Genomic DNA, 19,925 nt, shown 5'->3' with positions numbered 1-19,925 from the left:
GAGAGCAGTATTCAAATTGATTTATTATAATCTGCACTACCGGGATTTACAAAACCCTAGTCATCGAGTTACCAATGACACAATAAAACAGCAAAGACGTAATTAAGGAGTTATGTTCAACGTCAAGAAAAGTATGAAAATTGAGTTTTCTGAACTGTATGCTTATTTTCAATTTCACTTGTAATAAGATTGTGAGATTGGCCGCATACAGTTAACGTAATTTGATGGTCCAAACGCAATAGCGGGTCCAAAGTTTTCAAGGACGGACAATCAACGTGAAGAGATTCAAGAGCTGACAAATTCTCTATACCGCTGAGGTCATTAAACATGATTGATCGAATGGAGAAATCAACCAACTTGGTGTTTGATTCAAAATTTCTTAGGGAGATCACTTTATCGCACCCATATAGGCCAAGTTCCTCGACGGAGGAAGTACATTTTAGAAAAGATGGAGAGAGATAAGGGGCATCAACAATGTTTAAATGCACAAGTTCCGATAATTCACAGATACCAGTGGCATCGACCAAGTTCGAAGCACCGCGAAGATAAAGACTTTTCAATTTGGGAGGCAGCCCTGACAAATTCTCACAGGAAAGGGTTCCCGACATAAATAGTGATTCAAGTTCGTGTAGTCTTGAAACGTATTCGATGCCCCCACCAACACCGGTCGTTATTAACACATCATCATCGCCAAACATAGATATGACATCGACGCTAAGACCTTTCAAACTCTTAATTGGCTTAATGCCAACTAGGTCAACTTCGGTCATACTCAATAATTCTAAGCGCTTAATATGAGCATCCCCCAGTAGCGACCAGTCGGGCATATCCCATGCCAGGGAAAGCGACTCAAGATCCGGAACGTAAGTCAGAGCCGACAGGTCGGTTGATGGGTCCACACCATATAATTCAATGTGTTTGATACTATTGGGAAGTAATGGAATTTGCTGTATTCGGGAAGACGAAATAGAAAGAACAGATAGCTTTGCATAATCCGTCAAATTTTCAGTATCGAATATCTGCGTGGTGTTGTGAAACCGCATAGTGTCTACAAGATGCTTATTCGGGACTTCCGATAAATCGGGTACATCTTCAGGTACATCAAAGGTAATTAATGGAGAATCAGCCAGGTATCCTATCGCTTCTAAAGACTCAACATCTCTTATGACCTTGTCGCGGACAATAGAGGATTGATTAACCAGAATTTCGCGAGCATAGTCGACGCGATTAAAGTAGTCCCAGCCTCGAATAAGTTCACGTTGAACAGTTTTTCTACTATCATCGCGATATTTTTTCAATGCATGAAGGGATTCATCATCGCCGATGAGGCACAATGACCTGATGCATGCTGCGACGGTTGTCGCTCGTTGATTATGCACATTGGAAAGTAATGGGACAGCTACCGATCCAGCTGATGCCACAGCACGGGCATCGGTCATGTTTGTTGGGGGTATGACCTCTTTAAGAACAGAGTGCACAACAGCCTGTGCTTCAGGGGACAGTTGAACGACAGTTTCTAGACAAGCCACCGCTAAAATATGCAAACTATGGCGGAATTCAATTGAGTTATTGCCTCTATTAATCAATCCAAGTATTAGTTCATCGCATTCTGATTGACTGCCGTGTCCAGCAGCTAAAATGACAACCTCCCGCCATTGATCGAGATGAGCATGGTCCACAAGGGCGCCTACCATTCCCTCAGCCATTGCCCACTGGGCTGCCAGATACTCCTGAAATGTCCTATGAATAAAGTCAAAACGTCCTTCAATTGGCTCCCTAAGAAGCCCACTTCGCAAAAGGATTTGATTAAAAACCAAATCCGAACTGCTACTAATTGAAGTCATGTACTTGAGACGAGAATCAAAATACTTTATAATATTTTCGCGTGAAACGTCGCTTTGCCCATTTAGTATCAAATTAAATGCCAAACCTTGCAGAAGAACCGACTTTTGGGGCATACTTAAGCGAATTTCTTCAGCTTGGCTCACCTTGCGTTCGGCATCTCTGCGATCAAGCAGGGTTTCTAGTGCGATCCTGTAAAGCTCCATACGATCACTTGGTAATTGGGTTTTTCTATCACGATTCAAGGCACAAAGCATTGCGCACAAGAGTGGCGTGCTGGCTAGTGAAGCAACAGATTTATTATCTCGTATTACGTTTATTAGCTCTCGTTCGTAACCCTCGAACTCGTCTTGTTTTTCCGGGCTTCCCGAAGTTGACTTCAGTGCAGCATCATGCCACTGAGAAACAAAATTCTCTACATCTTTTTTGCCCATGGGCAACAAATCGGTAGAAACGAATCCGTCAGTGCTAAGCCATTTATTACTTACTGCTGGTGGACGACTCGTAACTACATATTTGCAACCCGGATACATACGGACAAGTTCACGCAACCATTGTTTAGCCTCCGCACGTTGCTTTTCAGGTATTTCGTCAACTCCGTCAATAAGAAGAATGGCTTGACCGGATTCCAATATTCTATGCGCCCACCCTTTTGGCATGGCACCGCCTACTAATGGCGCTGATTCATTGATAAATGCTTCAGGAGCGGGAAGTTCACTATTGGTATATCTTCTTAGCTGAAGAAAAATTGGGACTGATTCCCGCCAGTGAATCAAGTCTCCAGATAATTGTTTTCGCGCTGCGTTAATCGCAAGCCATTGTAGGAGTGTGGTTTTTCCTGAGCCGGCCTCCCCTCTTATTAAATGACGATTTCCTTGAGCAAGTGCCTGCTCAACCCTCATGTCATTTGAATCAATTTCGTTGTTAGGCTTTTGCGTTTCTTTTTTTGAAGCGGTGTGATTTATGTTTGCATCGGCTTCTTCTTTCAATCTTTTTATGTAAGTGCCGTTCTTCTTCGCGCCGCTTGCGGTTGATAATGAAATGTAAGCCACATTAAGATCGTAGGAAGATGAGTATTCGTCTAATGGCACACCGAATAAGTGAAGGCGCCCCAAACGTGTCGCCACGTTTCTTCGATAGGCGAGCTCGAAGGTTTGGTCACTGTTTTGTAGTGCACCAATTGCTTGTGGCATTCGTTCCAGAATTTTTCGGGCAGTATCCTCCAGCTCACTTTGACGCTTTAGAATTTCCACAAGGGCGTCGCTGTTGAAACTAGGCAGGCCTTTGGCTGTTTCGATAATTATATGGCAGTTTTCGTCTACCAATCTGTCGTAGAGGTTTTGCGCTGCCGCTATAAGGCTGGCGCGTTGACGATATGCTGGGCATTCCTGGATCAATTTGACTAATTCAGCCGGTTCTAGATTGACTTTAAAAAGGAACTTTGAGTCAATAGTCTGAATACTTTCTAAGGCGTCTTTGGCTCCTAGTATTGCAGCTTGCTTTTCATTATCCGCCAACCCATTGTATTCAGCATCTATAATGGGCTCGAGTTGCTGCGCTATTCGGTCCGCTATTTGCTCGAATTGACGTGTTGTTTTTTTGCGCGTGAAGTAGTCCGATACTCTTGGCGATAATTGGTCCATCATGTGGTGTGAAAGATCGACTGCTGCCTCACTTTGGAGCCATAGTCGCGCAATAGCCTTTGCTGAGGCTGTTCCAATTACAATTGATATAGGTTCCATTTTCCCATTTAATTTATTATGTCAAGGGTCTAGTTGATATTAGGTGCGGCGAGGACGCTGGCCGGGGATGTCGCGACAACGCATCACGCCCAACTCGGTCAGGGTTGTCAGCGTTGCAGCGTGCTAGCGCATTCAGGTGTAGGAGTCGAGGGCGCGGAGACCAGCATTCATCGTGGGCATGAAACGAGCATATGGTCTTGGCGCGGGGATCATGGTAGGAGGCCCTCTGCCGGCGAGGCATCCGTGTGCGGATGTATTCCGCGTTATGTGACCACAGCACCGAGTCATGGTGACTCAGCCACTCTGCTGCGCACTCACGGGAGCCGGGGTGGACTGCGTAATCCGTTGCTACCTTGAATCCACACACCAGGCACACGGCTTTGCCATCCTTGTTCACTGGTCGTCCGGCTCGGATGGAAGCGTCTGTGTTCATGAGGGACCGCACCAGGTCATGTCCTTTGAGAAGGATTCTGGCCTTTGCCGGCGTCCTGGTCCCGAACAGGCGAGGCTTCTTGTCCACCTCACGCTGGAGCTGCTGCCAGCTCTGCTCCGCCTCGTGATCCAGCCGTTGCCTCTTTTCTTGTTCAGCTTGCTGCTGCTCTTCCCATAGCCCCTGAGCCTCTGCTTTTCTCAGGTCCACCATGCGTTGATGCGCTGCCCGACGCGTCTGCTCCTCGTGCCGCTTCTTTCCGACGGTTTGCTCCGGCCGACCACACAGGATGGGACACCCCCTGGTGGGCGTGAAGTTTGCACTCCTCTAAGAAAAACTCCGGTGATCGGAATCCGTAGACGTCGCCAAGACGGAGTCGCAGTCCTGCCTCCGTGATGGTGTGGGCAAGTAGTAGGGGTCGGGCGGGCACGGGGTCGGGGCACACTCGTGAGCTAAGTAGCCAGACCACCACCCCTCCGTCGCGTGCGTATAGAGCACTGCGCCGGTCAATTTCTTCGGGATGGATCGGGGACCGCTGCACCTCGACGCTATACACGACTCCTCGGAGGACGCACCGAACGTCGGCACGTCCCCTCTCCACGGACACTTCCAACTGAACCTGCTTAGCTCCTTGGGCGGTGCACCACTCCGCCACACGGTGCTGCATCCACAGATGGGTATACCGATCCGGGTCGCCGCGGAGGGAGCATGAGGAGCCAGCGCGATGCCGGAGGTGAGGGGTGACCTTGCGCCCCACCACGATAGTCAGCAACTGACCGCACCCACCCAGCATTGCGGAGCAATAGGGGCGCCGGGAAAAGATGCGGAACCGCCTAGCTTCCTCGCGGTCAGTTGGAAACGCCTGCACCTCGACAGAGTCCGGTGTCCCCTCCACGAACATCAGCTCGTGCTCCACGATGACCTCCGCTCACCTCTCGCCCCAATCGGAGCGACACATAAAACACGCCGCATCAAGACCTTGTGTGCGAATGCTAACGAGACCCTCGGACAGCTTTCTCTTGACCCCCAAGCCCACGCTCACGCCCAGATGTCGATGGGACAGCGGATGGGCGAGAGCCTCCTTCGGAGATATATGCTTTTGCAAAAGGAAACCCCTGTTCTCTTCCTCTTCCTCAGGAGGACACACCAAGAGCCATAACGGGGTGAGCTAGGGAAGGACGGCAGGTTTTCATGGTGAGCAAGGTCTTTACGATTCCCGCGACCGGCGAGCTGATCGACGCTGTCGGCGAGAGGAACTATCAGAAGGCGCTGTCGCGTCACTTCCGGCCCGTACCTGGGGCCGGTCCGCTGATCCAGGAATGCACGTTCGAGCTGGTGCCCGAGCCAGACAACCCTTACGACGACACCGCTGTGTCCATCCGCCGCAACGACGACGTCCTCGGGTACCTGCCAGCCGAGGTTGCTGAGGGCTACTTTCCAGTGCTGGCCACGGTCGCAGCGAAGGGTCAGTTGATCCTGGCTTTGGGCACAGTATGGGCCAAGCGATCGGCCTACGACAGCGGCATCGGGGTGAATCTGCGAATCAACCTCCCGTCAGTGCGGGCGGTGGCTGCAGCGGCCGGTGGACGGACCAAGAAGTCGGTGAAGCTGTCGCGCACCCACGGGCGGAAGAACCCCTGCTATCGGAAGGGTCTGCACACTGGTGCCGACCGGCCCATTGTCGGCACGGACACTCGCCGCTCCTCGAGTACCCCGGCTGCCCTTGCGGCTCGGCCGTCCTATGAGGTGGTGCTGCCCGCCAACGTCCGCGACGCCAAGGCCATCCTCGGCGGAACCGTGCCGGCCGCGACGTTCCCGATCCTGCCGGCCAAGACCACACGTCTGCAGGTGTCGCACCCGCGCGCCGAGACCGTGGAGAAGCTGTTCCAACCAGTACTAGGCGACAAGATCACTTCCGAAGAACTGGTTTTCGAGCTCGTCACCGAGCCGGACAACCCGCATCAGCCCGGGGCCATCTCCGTGCGCTTAAAAGGCGACGTCCTCGGCCACCTCTCTGCGGAGGATGCCGACCGCTACGCCCCGGGCCTCAATCGCATCCAGGCCAGCGGCCAACCGGTCGTCGTACCGGGAGCCCTGACCGTGGATAAGTGGCAATCCAGTTTGGGCCCAGCCCTGGACATCACCGCCAAGCTCTCCCTGCCGACCCCGGAGCAGCTGGTGCCGCTCAACGCCGGACACGTGCACGGAGTGTTGCTGCCCTACGGGAACACCCTGCAGGTGGTTGGAGAGGAGGACCACTTCGATCATCTGTTCAACTACGTCCCGCCCACCGGAGAAGGCGCCCTGTTGCTCGAGTTGCGCCGCGGCACCCAGCGGCTGCGCACCGGAGAGACCAAGGACACCGTGCGCGTCTACCTCGATGGGGAAGAGGTCGGGGGCCTCACCCCGGCCAGTGGCGCGCACTTTATCGCCACGCTGCGCCACCTGGAAGATTTCGACCACCGCGCCCTGGTGTGGGGCAGAATCCAAGGCTCGGCGCTTAAGGCAGCCCTGACCATCCAGGCCGCCAAGGCCCACGAGATCCCTGACACCTGGCTGCAGCACCCTCCGCAGGTTGACTATGACCTCGCTCCCGAGGACGACCGCTACTCCCTACCCAATGCCTACGTGCCCACCGCCGGGGAACAGGCCGAACAGCGCCGCCGGGAGCACGAGGGGGCTGAGCAGCGACGCCGTCAACAGGTCGAGGCTGAACAGCGCCGCCGGGACGCAGAGCAGGGCCAGCGGCGTCAGCAGGAGGCCGTGGAGGCACCGGCGCTAGCGCCTACGTCCCCGACCCTGGCATGGACCCCAGACCCCGCTGCCCCCCAGCCGAAGCAGGCCCACCACATCACTAGTTCCACGCCGACCACCCATCCCGGGACGACTCAACCTGCCGCAGCACAGTTCACGACACCAGGACAGTCCACGCCACCGGCTGCGCCGAAGAAACCCGGTATCCTTTCCGCCATCCTGATGTGGTTCGCTTTTGTCGCGGCCCTGGGAGTGTTCGTCGAGCCGATCAGCGGACTCGTCTGGCTCGCAATCGGCATCTTGACCTGGAGATGGCGTAAGAAGCGCCGCCAGGCATCCCAGGATCACCATGCCACCCAAGGAGCACCAGCTCCATACGGTTCCTCCACAAGACTGTTCAACCACAGATAAAGACCGGTTTAGTCGTGACTGTCAAGTGATCGTTGTTCTTATTGCCTCGGCCGCAACGCTATCGGTGACACCAGTCGGCCTCACGACGGACAGCTGTCGCGGGTAGGCTGCACAGGTGACCATCGAACCTAAGATTCCTAAGTACAACGAATTCCATTGGCCGGTTATCATTGCCCTGCGTGAACTCGGGGGCTCCGCGACTATCGAAGAGCTTACTGACAAAGTCATCGCGGACGGCGGATTCACGGAAGAACAGCAATCCGTCCTTCATAAGGATGGCCCCTCGACAGCCATCGAATATCGGATAACGTGGGCCCGCACATATCTAAAGGGAATGGGGCTGGCCATCAACTCCGAACGCGGGGTCTGGAGCCTCACTGACGACGGATGGGTGGTGACCGAGGATGAACTTGAGCCACTTCGCAAGGCATATTTAGCTCCCTATCGAAACAAACGCAAATCTACTGACGACGAAAAATCGGTATCACCTTCAGTTGACGCAGAGTCGGCCTTGCCAACAATTGATGAGGAACGGCAGGAAATCACGTGGCAGGATGAGCTGCTTGACGAAGTGATGAAGCTTTCCCCCGCCGCTTTCGAGCGACTGGCTCAGCGGCTACTGCGAGAGGCGGGGTTCGTCAACACACGTGTCACCGGCCGGGCTGGCGATGGCGGAATCGATGGACTGGGCGTTTATCGCCTGTCGTTGTTGTCTTTCCCGGTTTTCTTCCAGTGCAAGAGATACGTAGGAAGTGTGGGGGCAGGGGCCGTACGGGACTTTCGTGGTGCTATGGCCGGTCGCGGGGAAAAGGGGTTGTTGATTACGACCGGTACGTTCACTGCTGATGCGAAATCCGAATCGACCCGGGACGGGGCGGTTCCGCTGGATCTCATTGATGGAAAACGTCTCTGTCATTTACTGAAGGAGTACGGGCTTGGGGTGTCCGTGTCGACACGAGTGGTGGAGGATGTGACCGTCCTTCCGAGCTTCTTTGCCGACCAATTTGAGTGACGAAGAATTTCGACATTATGGAGTTCCGCCACAGAAACGTGGTTGCGGCCAGGGGTACTGCGGCAGATGTCCTTGATTCCTTGGCCCTCGATTCGCTTGCAATCACCGTATGACCTCGAGCATCCCTGTCGGCGCATCGCTATGTCTTAGCCTGAGTTAATGACGACGCTCAGGGTGACAGATGGGACCGTGGCGATGGGTTCTGCATCGCGATGGCTGGCTCCTTCGCTGAGCTTGAACGAGGGGCGAGATCCTCTTGGCTTGCAAACCACGACGCAGGACCGCCTCATGCCGCTTCTGCTGCCTGGGCTTTTGGAGCTGTCCCGGCGAGCCAGGTACTTCTCCTTTCACGCTTATCTTTTAGACGAGTACCGGCGCCGGCGCTTCCCACCGGACACGGGGAGTCTCTCTGACTTCATCAGGCGGCGCGAGTGGGAGTACGGATTAGCCGTCCAGCGATGCCCCCGACGGTGTGGTTCCAGCCCGGTCGGTGCTCGAAAGCTTGGGGCCTTGGCCCGTGCAACCGACCCACTCCCCCGGGGCGAATCGGTGGAGACGCCCTTAGGTGGCTACGGCTTGTACTACAGGTCTCCCTTGGTGGACTTCGGTGTTGTCGCACGCTCGGGAACCTTGTTGGGCGACCATCCCATCCCGATCGATGTGCTCCGTCCTACTGAAAGAGCAACGAACCTCGCTCAGGGCTTTCGCGATGCCGTCCAGGACACTGCCTACCACCAGGAATGGATGGTGACCGATAGGCCCATTCCCGTCGAGGTCGTCGACGAACTAGCCGAGGTCGCTTGTCTGTGCGGACTCGACCGACGACCCGAGGAACGGGCCGCCATTCACGACGCCATTTTCGGTACCGATGCGGAAGCAGAACCCAGCTTCGAACCGGCTCAGGACCCTTCGGAAGCGGTCCTTCAACGCCGTCGCAGCGTGGCCCATTACCTTAGCATCGTGCGTGAGCGCCCCAGTGTGGTGTCCAGTGAGGCGGACTACCGCCAGGCATTGTGGTCCATGGTTGACGTGGAGGGGGAGGAGCATCGTCTGGTGGCAGGACAGTGGTCTGCTTTGATCGCCAAGGATGTCTGGCAGGAGGCCCTATGCTCGGTCTGGGCTGAGTTTTGTTGCCGTGGCCTGGACAGAACGCGTGCAACGGGCCGGGGGCTCACCTGGCAGGAGACCAAAGACATGGCAGAGGCCATGGTGTCGGGGCCTCCCCTGTTGGCCGCCGGGGAGCGCACCTCCAGTCTTCTCCAGCGACTCGTTCCAGGGGGCCTGTCTGTGACCGATGACGACGGCATCTCCCTGGAGGTCGCCACCGCTTCCCTGGAGGAGCTGCGCGCGTGGACCGAGGACGAATGTAGCGCTACCTCAGGGCTAATTGTCCTATTGGAGCTAGCGCAGCGCATGCGGAAGCGTTCCGGTGCGGGGTGGATGATGGCATCCCACGTCGAATCCGGGTGGCAGCCCTCCGTGGCCGCGGTGGCAGCCGGCCTGGAGGTTCACCTCACCCATAATCCGCGCATTGGGGACACGTTGTGGTGGCTGGTCTCGTCCTTCATACTTCCGGTGCATGAGCGGATCGCTTACTCGAAGTTCCCTGAACTCACGTTCCGCTTCCGGTGGGAAGAGGGGCTCCTGCGCTTCCAGGATCTTGGGGTGGGTCGGTTCCCCCTGGCGGCCATCAGAAACGCACCTCTGGCTCTACTCACCCATGACCTCGGCTTCTGGTCCAGGGACGATACCGATTCTGCTGTGCTGACGGAATCCGGTAACGCGTTCCTTGCGGAGACCTTTCAGTGACCGAGCAGAATCCGCCGCCTCCCGTGGCGCAGCCCATTCAAATCGTCGCGGAACTCTTCACCGGTCGCTGTAACGCGTTGTGGGCGACCACCTACAACGTGGACCTTCACCTGTTCAACGAGTTCCTTCTCCCGCGTCTGGGGAATCCGCCCTTGAACGTGGTCGTGCTGGTTGACCAGCATCGACTCGCCCGCAGTCTTGATCGGGTCCCTCCAGAGCGGGTCGATACTCTGGCGACCGTCAATCGTCGGTGGCTGCTCCGCGGGGTGAGAGCCGGTGGGGCGGCCTTCCACCCCAAGACCTATTTGTTCATCCAAGGAACCGGCGTCACCCTGCTGGTGGGCTCGGGCAACCTCTCGGCCGGCGGCATCAACGATGGGCGAGAGGTCTTCACGGCCTTCCACGCCGGGACTCCGGAGGGTGATGCTGCTATCGCGACCTGGCGGTCCTGGATGCGTCGACTGGTGACAGTCGTTGATGACACCACCCTGGCGGAGAGGTTCACCGCACTCGAGGAACAACTGTCCGCCCTGCCCACGACCACCTCGGAGGTGGAGTCTCCGTTGCTCCACAATCTCGACGTCCCCATCGTGGATCAACTGCTGTCTCGCCTCCGTCTCCAGATCGCTGGCCGTGTCGACGAGCTCCTGGTGACGGCCCCGTTCTTTGATGCCGACGCGCAGGCGCTGGGGCGCCTGATCGATGACTATCGCCCCCAGCGCATCCGGCTCTTTCTGACCGGGCAGACCAGCGTCAACGGGGATAGGCTGCGCCAACGCTTGAAATCAAGTGGCGCCACGATCGAGGTGTCGTTCTACCAGCCGGAGCAGTTCGTCCATGCCAAGCTGGTCGGGGTGGTTGCTGGCTCACGGGCGTGGCTGCTGTCGGGCTCCGCCAATCTCTCGCGGGCGGCGTTGATGTACCCCGCTGGCCATCACGGGAACTACGAGATGGCCGTGCTCACAGCAGTCGATCCAATGACCATCACCCAGATGTTCCTCCCACCCGACACCACCACCGCCAACCGGCCCCTGGCGGAGCTGGCATCGCTGTTTTACGAACCCGAGGAGGATCCCGCCCCTCCCCCTGTGGTTCTCCTCCGAGCCGTGGCTCTGGGTGATGGGCGTCTTGAGGTGACCACGGACCCGCCCCCAGAGGAGGGCTGGTGGCTGAGCGATCTCTCGGACATCCACGTTTTGCATCCCCGCCCCGGGGTGGACACGGCGGTAAGTGAAGGACCGGTCCCCGGGCGACTCGTGGAGCTTCGCGATGCCGAGGGTGACGTGATCTCCAACCGTGTCATCGTCGACGACGCCGTAGCTCTTTCCCAGGCGTTGACCTCGTCACCGGCAGGCGGTGAGCACAATCGTCCTGCCGAGCTGACCGCCGCAGATCTCGACAATCCCTTAGGCAGCGTGATCACCTGGCTCCATCGCAACCTCGTCATGGACGTCACCGAGCGGGTGTCAGCGGCCTCCACCGGTGGTGTTTCTTCCACCGAGGTCAGTGAGCAAGCCGATGACGAGTTGTGGGAGCGGCTGGAGCGAGAGCAATTGGCCCGAGATCCCCGCACCGACACGTACTCGCGGATGTGGCGGGCCCATTCCATGGCCGGGGGTGACCCGATGATTGAACTCCTCGAAGCCTTCAGCGGCAGAGCGCCTACCGCAATGGGCGGCCCAGAAGCCGGCTCGTCGATCCTGGCGGAAGTGATCCGGCTGGCCCTGCCCGCTACAGATAGTCCTGAAACAGCGGAGGAGGGAGAGGGCAGGCCGTCGCGTCGGTGGAAGCCGGGAACGCGCATCCGGGTGCGAGCACGCAATGCCCTGCGACGGTGGGCCGCTGCTCAGACTGACCCGCGTCTGGCCTGGGTTGATCCGCTGGCTCCTGCGGGGAACTTCACCATGATCGCCACCACCTTCGTCCGTCTGCGACTAGACATCGCCCTGAATCCCCAACGAGTCGAGCTCACCGAAGACGATCTTGATGACCTGTGGGTTCGATGGTTGGTGCCCTTTGTCGGTACAGGCTCAGGCGATGGATGGCTGGATCGACAACCGGAATCAGCACAGGACCAGGTGCACGATCGATTGACTAACGACTTGCCCGAAATGGTCGCTGCCCTGGTGTGGCTAGTCATCAGACCGGGGCCCGACCACCGACGACGCGTGATAGAACTCCAACCCGCAATCATCGCAGCGGACAAGCATGGACTCCTTCAACCCACGGATCACACCGCACAATTTTTAACCGTCGTCACCGGGACTTCACTGTCTCGCGCGACTATCGAGCGCGATCTCCACAAAGCACAGCATTTTCTTGATGACGGCTTGTGGTGTCAACGGTTGGCCACTGAACTGGATCTCCCATCAATCAGCATTAAGCCCTCCCCAGGGGCACCTCACATCCAAGTGCGGCTCGAGGTCGACGGGATTGAAGATCCACGAATAGACCCTCGTGTCCCACGACTAGTAATCGAAGCCCAGCACTACCGCGGATGTGATGGCGTAGCGATCTACGCGAGCAACCGCTCGTGGAGATTGGTCATACCGCAGAACAAGCCAGCAGGGTTCATGACAGAACTCGGAGAGACGGACCTCTCGACCTTGACCCCAGTCTCCCCAGAGCACCTCGAATCACTGGTCTCATCATCTGGTGTACTCGCTGATCTCTTCCCGGCCGTTGAAGCTGCGTAATACCTGTGAACAGCATCAGCATCCCGCTGTCCATTGGCAACCAGGAAACGTACCACCATGACTGGTGTAAGGAATGACCATAGCCCTGTGACCCATCCCGGGCGGCATACGCATTTTCATGCAGACCCAACAGGCGTCACCTCATTCACCTTTGAACCCAGAGTGTCGAATTTACCGATAGAGTGGACCGGTCAGCGAAGACGCATACGGCAACCTCATGCCACAATCTCCTCGACATTCCTCAAAGCCTGCCGGAATATCTGGGCGATCACGGTGTTCTAAACCGTGAGTCTTTTATGGCACAAGACATGACGAGATCAACAGGAAGGTGTTGTGATGGCCCAGAGCGTGCAGATCATTCTGGAGGACGACCTCGAGGGCGGCCCCGCCGATGAGACCCTCCAATTCGGCCTGGACGGCCGACAGTACGAGATCGACCTCTCCACCAATAACGCGGAGAAGCTGCGGGAGGCCCTGCGCCCCTACGCCGCCGCCGGCCGACGGGCCCAGGGCAAGCCCGCCCGGACCACCGGGACCCGTTCCTCCACCGGGGGGAACCCGGAGACGGCGAAGATCCGGGCCTGGGCTAAGGAGAACGGCTACGAGGTCTCCGACCGCGGCCGCATCCACCAGTCCGTCAAGGACGCCTACTACGCCGCCCAGTAGACCCCCACTCCCCCACCCGGACACGCCCTCGGGCCTATCCGGGTGCTCCGCGACAGCGGGATCTTGATGCCTGCGGCCACGGCCGCGGCATCACCGGGGAACGTCTCAGGGCAGGGCTCGAGCACGAGGGCCCTCACCGTGACCCCTCCGCACGATCAGCAGCCGGTGACGGGCTGACGGTCCGTTCCCGGCCACGGTGCCCCCGGGACGCCCCGCGTCCAGCCTGGACCGCGTTGGTCGCCCCTTTGGCGCCTGAGAATTGCCCTCGCTGGGGGTTGGCCTTGGCAGCTTTCGGACCGAGCGCGGGCACCTGCGTCGTTCGAAGACCCACGGAACCACCCGCCCCATCCCGCCGCCTGTCCAAAGAATGAGAGAACCCGGCCCACCTTCAACGGTGAGCCGGGTTCCTTCCTCGCCGACCATGGGAAAGCCGCCCGCAGCCAGTCCCCTCCCCTACCGGGGTCCGGGTGTTATCGGTTGAGCTGTTGGGCGTAGGCGCGCACCGCGTTCTCGATCACCGCACGGGCGGTGCCATCGTGCTCGGTGAGCTCTTCAATCAGATCGGAGACGTCCTGGGCCACCCGCACCCCGAGCTGGATCGTGGGTTCCCGGCGCGGCCGGCCACGCCCACGCTTAGGCGCGGCCGTGGGCTCCGCCGCCGGTGCCGCTTGCACCGGCGGGGACGACACCACCGGTGTCGCGGACTGGGGTGAGGTAGCGCGTGGGGGCGTGTAGTCGACCGGGTCGATGTGCTCATCCGGGGCAGGGCGGGGCCGGCGACGGGCCAGCGAGGCGGGACGCTCGGGCTGCTCGGTCATCGCAGCACCTTCTTCGCGATCGCGGTGTAGGCATCCAGGACCCGGGCGCCCTTGCGGTACTGGCCGTACCACTCCCCCGAAATCCGCACCTCCTGGACGATGGCCCGGTCCGGGATCAACGGCTCCAGGAACAACCCGGTGGCACGGAGCTCCTCGAGGCTGGCCACCGCCGCCCGGCTCATGATCGTCTCTTTCACTCCACCGACGACGATGCCGGCCTCGGTCAGGGTGTCCGGGGCGCCGAGCTGCTGGCGGTGCCGACGGAACTGGGCCACCGTGCGCCTCGCCCCGTCCACCCCGTCGATGCCGTCACTGGTGGCGGTGGCGGCGTAGACCACGGTGTCCGCCGCATTCAGAGCCGACAGCGTCAACGGCCCACCCTGCCGGTTCGGGCAGTCAATGACCACCACATCCGCCTGAAGGCCGGTCAGGGAGATCTTCAGCCGCAGCTCCGCGTGATCGGCCCGGTCGGCTTCTCGGTTGGAGACGTTGCGAGCCGAGGGAATGACCCGGAGGTTCGGGTGCCACCCACTCGGCACCGCGAGATCCTCGGCCCAGCCTTCAGGATTCTCATCGCCCAGGATCGCTCCGACATGCATTCCTTCCGCCGAGGGCTGCACTCCGAACCACTTAGTGGAGGCCGCGCGGGGGTCGAGGTCAACGAGGACGACTCGACGCCCCTCGGCGGCGGCGACCATTGCTAGGGAGACGGCGGTAGTGGTCTTAGTGACTCCACCGGATTCGCTGTACACCATGAGGGTTTGCATGCTTTCAAGCTATCAAGCTCGCGGGCCATCAAGCCACCTACCTAGTTAGCTGGATCCCTATCCAGCTAACTAGGTAGTTATCTAGCATGCTCACTAGCTAGCTATCTACCATTTATTATACAGATCATGCTTCTGGGGTGTCGTCGTGGACAGGGATGTTGGACCAGAAAGTACGTCTCGCAACCGAGGCTGGCATCCCCGGCGCGTATGACGCCAGGTGCTGGTCAGGGGCGCTTGGTAGACTAGAGCGCATAGCACGGCCCAACACACCACCGGGGAGGTTCCATGGCGCAGCAGCACATTCTGCCACCGGCTCTCGAGGTAGACCGGGCACAGCAGGTGGCCTCCGTGGTGCACAGTGCTGGCATGGAAGGACTTCACGTCACTGCCGCGACCCGTGCGGAGCTGGATCGTTTCGCCGAGGGTGGGCTCGAGGTCGAGGAGCTGGTTCGGCGCACGCGCGCCCGCTACGGCCTTGAGTGAGGCCCCCGGCCCGCACCGTGATCCGTATCTGGACCCGCACACCGGGATTCTGACCAATCTGATCGGCGCCCGCACCGCCGTAGAGCTCGCCGCCGCGGAAGCTGACCTGGTGGCAGTCCGCACCGTGCAGCTGTGGCGCCATCCACCGGCGCCCACCCGAGATCTGGTCGAGCTGCAAGCCATTCACCGTCACCTGTTCCAGGACGTCTATCCCTGGGCGGGGCAGCTGCGCACCGTGGATCTGCGCAAGACGGTCCCGGGGGCGCAGCCGTTCCTGCCGGTGTCGATGATCCCCCGCTCGGCCGGTTTCGTCTTCGATCAGCTCCGCCAGGACCGCTACCTGCAGCACCTGAATCGGGACCGGTTCATCGAACGGTTGGCCTTTCACTACGACCAGGTCAACTATCTGCATCCGTTCCGGGAGGGCAACGGGCGCACCCAGCGCTTCTTCTTCGATCGTCTGGCGGTAGCCGCCGGCTGGTGGTTGGACTGGACCCAGATCACCGGGGCGGTCAACGACGCTGCGTCCCGTGCCGCAGCCGAAGACCATGACCTCGCTGCCTTGCAGGAGATGTTCGCGGTGATCCTCACTCCCGCACCTCGCCGCCGTCGGCCGCGTTCCTGACCGGACCAGCTAGCGCTCGGACAGGCCCGGGGACAGCGAAGTTCCTGAGAGCACTGTGACACTGACCTTGGACGCGACGCGTCAGTGGACGATGTAACCGGGGAACCGTGCTGACCACCGGGAGTCGCGGGTAACTCGTGTGACCTCATAGGAAACCGCGGTCAGGTGTGGGAAGCGCAGTCCGTGGAGTTCGCCTACCCGGGCACCCACTTCAGTGACATGCAGTTCTCGGCCACCCAGCGCAGCGCCGTGGAACGGCCCGTCCTTGACTGTCTCCCAGTAGTCAGAGGCGGTCGTGAAAGACCAGTACCCGGAGCCAATGGGATGATCCTCCAGGTAGTCCAGGGGCACCCAGAGGGTGAGGCCGCGGTGCTCAGGGAGGAGCCGGTCCTGGAAGTCGGGGTCTGGTTCTCCGGGCAGGACGCCTTCGGGCCACTGGTAGGCGGGTTCACTCGTCACGGGGGCATCCTCTTCATCTGCAGGTCCGGGGGGCACTTCTAGGCTAGGGGAGGGGGCGGGGCACACCTGGGGGGCGGAACCAATACCTGTTGCTTGGAGAACTTCACCCTCTCCCACGGTGTTGTAGATGGGCGCGTTCTTCAGCCAGGCCATCACGGTGCGGGCGGTACGCCCCACGGCCTCAGCGATGGCCCGATAGGTCGCCCCTGCCGCCCGCAACCGCACAGCCTGGGCCCGCAGCTGCCCCGCACGGTCGGTGCGGGCCTGGCGGGCGTGGGCGGCGTTGTCCGCCGCCGCCCGCACCTTGGCCTCGGTCCTCGCCTTCCCACCGCGCCGTCCCATCCGGGACAGGTACTCGTGTGCCGCATCAGAGCCGCTGGTGGAGGTAGGGCGTCCTTTGCCGGCGTTGACCTGACGTACGGCCGAGCGCGCCAGACACGTCACCTCCCCATCAGCCAGGGGGTGGGGCAGCTGGGCGTTGAGCGCCCTAGCGTGGGCGATCGAGGCGGCCTCCGTCGGGGTCTGCTGGCGGGCCTGCCGCTGGTCCCACAGCCACCGGCGGGTAGCGCGGAAGACCGCGGTGTTGCGCCCCACCTCCGTCGCGGTGTCCACCACCGGGACCCGCGGGATGCCGGACTGTCCCAGCAGGGGCGTGCCCGGGTCCCAGGCCGGTGCTGCTGGCCCGTCGATGGCCTCGTCGTGGAACGGGTCGGTGTACTCGGCCATGTGCGCCTTGAGATCCCCTAGGGACCATGGGCTGGTTCTGCGGCCCCACCACACGCGCCCGGCCGGGAACGCAGCGGCTGGGTTGCGCACTAGGTACCGGGTGAAGCACGGGTCACCGTCCACCAGCCGGTCTAGGGCCCGCTGCACCGCCTCCGCGTAGCGGATTGGACCCGGCCGAGCACCCTCGCCCCGGTAGACCGGTTCGATCGCCCACCCGGCCTGGGCATGACCAGTCTGCGGGTTCTCGATGATCCAGGTCGGCTCGGGCACGGCCGGGTGCATCAAGTTCAACAACGCGTCCTCGTCATCGACGTCCACGACGAGGAAGTTCAACCAATCGGCCGGATTGAGTTGGATGAACGCGAAGTCACCAGCAGGTCGCCCACGGTTCGGGAACGCCTGCGACTTGGTCTGACCGCACCGGAAGTACTCGATTCGGTGGTGCGCCAGGAACCGGCGGGCCGGGGTCTCGGGGCAAAAAAGGGCAATGTCGAGTAAGGCGGGGTCCACTTGCGGACGCGCCTCAGGTACACTAGGGGACACAACGGTCCCCTGGTAATGGGTTCATATGCAGTTCTCATCCAGTTTCTGTTGAACCAGCTGTTCTAGGTCGCCAAACTCACGACAGCTGATTGACTTCGACGGCCCGCCCTCCACGGCGGGCCGTCAGTCGTTTAAGCGGTTTTGGTGATGGGGAGCTCCTCAGCGTTCTGCCGATCATCTATCGCATTCGGCAATCCGTGGTCACGGTCGATCAAAGCGCCGACGTAGTCCGCCTGGGACAGCCCGAGAGCAGCTGCCTTCTCCGCCGCACGGCGGTGCTGCTCGGGCAGGACGCGCATGCTGAACGCCACTCGCTTCCCGAGCAGCTTGGGCGGTGTGTACTCCGTCATACGCCCACCCTCTCACATTGCTTGTACTAGCGCTAGAAGTTCGTGGGTGTGTCGGTCGGATCGCTACAGGTCATGGGATTGGTGGCCCACAACGTCCCACTGGCCGTTGTGCTTCTCGAGGTAGATGACGACTTGGCGTTGGCCGGTGGCCTCGATCTGGTGGTCGTCGCGGCTGATCCATCGCCAGGTGAGGTCGTAGGCGCGGATGGCTTTGTCCTTGGCGACGTCGCGGGAGACGTCTCCGACAGCCGGCACGAGGCTGGGCGCGCTGTAGGCCTGGTGCTCAGCGGGTTCCAGCCAGGCGGCCTGGTTGCCGTTGCGTTCAGGCTCGACCTGGTGGTCGGCCCACTCTTGGGACATCAACGGTTTGGCGCGGATCGCGGCGGCGGTTTGGGTGCGGTCGGTGGCGGTGTCCCAGGAGTGCAGCATCAGCGCGGCGGTTTCGGCGGTGGCCTCCACGTCGCTGCGCTCCACGGTGTCCGGGTCGGGGAAGGTACCTTCCCCGGGGGTGAGCTCGGTGGGGGAGGGCGTAGCCGTGGCAGGAGCGGTGGTCTGCTCGCTGGTCTGCTGTGCTCCCTCGGGCCCGCAGGCGGTCAAGGGCAGCAGGCACAGGGCCAGGGCGGTGATCAGGCGGTGTCGGGTCATTCCGGCCATGCTCCTTTCTGTTTGAGGATGGGCTCGGGGTCGAGGTTGTGCCCCTGGTAAGGGAAGACCATCTCCGGGGCGTCGGGTTTGTAGATCTCGAAGTGCAGGTGCGTGGCCATGCCGAAGCGTCCGCGATTGCCCTCGGTACCGATGACGTCACCGCGTTTGAGCTTCTGGCCCTTGGCCACATCCCAGGAGTGCAGGTGGCAGAAGGCGAAGCCGAAGTCGGGGTCGTCCCCGTTCTCCTTGGCGATCACGCACCCGTCGGTGGCGTTGAACCCGGTGATCCGTAAGGACGTGGGGGCGACGACGACCCCACCGCGGCCGTTGCCGGCTCCGGGGGTGGCGATGTCCACGCCCTCGTGCTGGTTGGCCCACCCGGGGACTCCAGCCAGGGCGCGGCCGCCGTAGCCGGAGGTGAACACGCCCCCGGGCAGCGGGGTGGTCCACTCGCCCTCGCCCAGGTCTCCGTCCCAGGCCAGGGCCCCGGTGGGGGCCTGGCAGTGGGCGGAAAACTGGGACTGGCCGGTGTCCAGGATCGTGTCGATGTAGTCGCGGGTCTCCTGGTACGGCGGCACCCCCTGGTGCTGCTCCACGGCCCCGGGGCCGGCGTTGTAGGCGGCCAGGGTCAGGCGCACGAGCTCACCGGCGTCCTCCCCGGCGATCGGTCGCACGTCGGTCTTGAGGGCGGCCATGTAGCGGCCGTAGGCGGGGATCGCGTCGTCGGGGTCGAAGGGGTCCCCGCCGTTGCCGTAGGTGGCCCAGGTGGCGGGCATGAACTGGGCGATGCCTTGGGCGCCGGCCGGGCTGGTGGCGTCCGGGGTCCACCCGGATTCCTGGGCCAATTGTGCCGCCACCACGCTCACCGGCAGCCCGGCGGTCCGGGCGGCGTCCTCGACCAGTGGTGCCCAGCCGTTGGGGATGTTCGGTGCCCGCTGCTGGCCGCTGTCGTTGCCCGTGGTGACGGCGGTGACGGTGCAGGAGTTGGCTGAGGCCTGTTCTTCGTCTTCGGCCAGGGTGGCGACGAGCACGGCTAGGGCCACGATCGAGCCGATGGCGAAGACGAGCAGCAGCGCCACGACGGCGCCGAGGGCACGGGGGGATCCAGCCGACATCACAGCCTCCTGGGGGGATGGGAGGTCTGCGG

General features: G+C 60.6%; 15 protein-coding genes. 7 read left to right on the top strand and 8 right to left on the bottom strand.

Going from position 1 to position 19,925, the window contains the following annotated elements; translation table 11 throughout:
* Window positions 1–122 precede the first annotated feature (122 nt).
* Window positions 123–3,584, bottom strand: coding sequence for an NACHT domain-containing protein (locus H488_RS36475; protein ID WP_081615732.1), 3,462 nt, complete (start codon window positions 3,582–3,584; stop codon window positions 123–125).
* 584 nt (window positions 3,585–4,168) lie between these two features.
* Window positions 4,169–4,681, bottom strand: a complete 513-nt coding sequence (locus H488_RS38505; RefSeq protein WP_441295097.1) for a competence protein CoiA family protein — start codon at window positions 4,679–4,681, stop codon at window positions 4,169–4,171.
* 524 nt (window positions 4,682–5,205) lie between these two features.
* Between H488_RS38505 and H488_RS24110 the strand changes: the two genes are divergently transcribed.
* The 5 genes from H488_RS24110 (at window position 5,206) to H488_RS24095 (ending at window position 13,362) form a co-directional block, all read left to right on the top strand.
* Entirely contained in the window at window positions 5,206–7,179 is a 1,974-nt protein-coding gene (locus H488_RS24110) for an HIRAN domain-containing protein (protein WP_017832701.1), read from the top strand.
* Between the two features lie 115 nt (window positions 7,180–7,294).
* Complete coding sequence (locus H488_RS36465; RefSeq protein ID WP_081615728.1) at window positions 7,295–8,191, top strand: restriction endonuclease; 897 nt, start codon at window positions 7,295–7,297, stop codon at window positions 8,189–8,191.
* Window positions 8,192–8,788: 597 nt separating this feature from the next.
* A complete protein-coding gene (locus tag H488_RS24105; RefSeq protein ID WP_150110313.1) occupies window positions 8,789–10,000 on the top strand; it encodes a hypothetical protein in 1,212 nt (403 codons plus the stop codon).
* A complete protein-coding gene (locus H488_RS24100; RefSeq protein ID WP_017832698.1) occupies window positions 9,997–12,696 on the top strand; it encodes a phospholipase D-like domain-containing protein in 2,700 nt (899 codons plus the stop codon). Before H488_RS24105 ends, H488_RS24100 begins: the two co-directional genes overlap by 4 nt.
* A gap of 336 nt (window positions 12,697–13,032) precedes the next feature.
* A complete protein-coding gene (locus H488_RS24095) occupies window positions 13,033–13,362 on the top strand; it encodes a histone-like nucleoid-structuring protein Lsr2 (RefSeq protein WP_017832697.1) in 330 nt (109 codons plus the stop codon).
* 470 nt (window positions 13,363–13,832) lie between these two features.
* Here H488_RS24095 and H488_RS24090 read toward each other — a convergent pair whose 3' ends face one another.
* Together H488_RS24090 and H488_RS24085 are read right to left on the bottom strand one after the other, a co-directional pair.
* Entirely contained in the window at window positions 13,833–14,180 is a 348-nt protein-coding gene (locus tag H488_RS24090) for a hypothetical protein (protein WP_017832696.1), read from the bottom strand.
* Entirely contained in the window at window positions 14,177–14,947 is a 771-nt protein-coding gene (locus H488_RS24085) for a ParA family protein (RefSeq protein WP_031282607.1), read from the bottom strand. The genes H488_RS24090 and H488_RS24085 overlap by 4 nt, the downstream gene beginning before the upstream one ends.
* Window positions 14,948–15,232: 285 nt before the next feature.
* Between H488_RS24085 and H488_RS24080 the strand changes: the two genes are divergently transcribed.
* Entirely contained in the window at window positions 15,233–15,430 is a 198-nt protein-coding gene (locus H488_RS24080) for an antitoxin VbhA family protein (RefSeq protein ID WP_017832694.1), read from the top strand.
* On the top strand, window positions 15,423–16,055 hold the full coding sequence (locus H488_RS24075) for a Fic/DOC family protein (RefSeq protein ID WP_017832693.1): 633 nt from the start codon (window positions 15,423–15,425) through the stop codon (window positions 16,053–16,055). The genes H488_RS24080 and H488_RS24075 overlap by 8 nt, the downstream gene beginning before the upstream one ends.
* 81 nt (window positions 16,056–16,136) lie before the next feature.
* Here the strand turns inward: H488_RS24075 and H488_RS24070 are convergent, their stop codons facing one another.
* From H488_RS24070 to H488_RS24055, 4 genes are all read right to left on the bottom strand, one after another.
* On the bottom strand, window positions 16,137–17,750 hold the full coding sequence (locus H488_RS24070; protein WP_017832692.1) for a replication initiation protein: 1,614 nt from the start codon (window positions 17,748–17,750) through the stop codon (window positions 16,137–16,139).
* A 164-nt stretch (window positions 17,751–17,914) separates the two neighbouring features.
* Window positions 17,915–18,133 (bottom strand): hypothetical protein, encoded by a 219-nt coding sequence (locus H488_RS24065; protein WP_017832691.1) that lies wholly within the window; start codon window positions 18,131–18,133, stop codon window positions 17,915–17,917.
* 63 nt (window positions 18,134–18,196) lie between these two features.
* Window positions 18,197–18,778: a hypothetical protein gene (locus H488_RS24060; RefSeq protein ID WP_017832690.1), complete on the bottom strand. Its 582-nt coding sequence runs from the start codon at window positions 18,776–18,778 to the stop codon at window positions 18,197–18,199.
* A complete protein-coding gene (locus tag H488_RS24055; protein WP_017832689.1) occupies window positions 18,775–19,893 on the bottom strand; it encodes a transglycosylase SLT domain-containing protein in 1,119 nt (372 codons plus the stop codon). The genes H488_RS24060 and H488_RS24055 overlap by 4 nt, the downstream gene beginning before the upstream one ends.
* Window positions 19,894–19,925: the final 32 nt, after the last annotated feature.

It is taken from the genome of Kocuria sp. UCD-OTCP, from assembly GCF_000349605.1.
GTDB classification, from domain to species: domain Bacteria; phylum Actinomycetota; class Actinomycetes; order Actinomycetales; family Micrococcaceae; genus Kocuria; species Kocuria rosea.
Note: the sequence above shows the minus strand (reverse complement) of the source record. Positions and strands in the feature narration are given on the sequence as shown.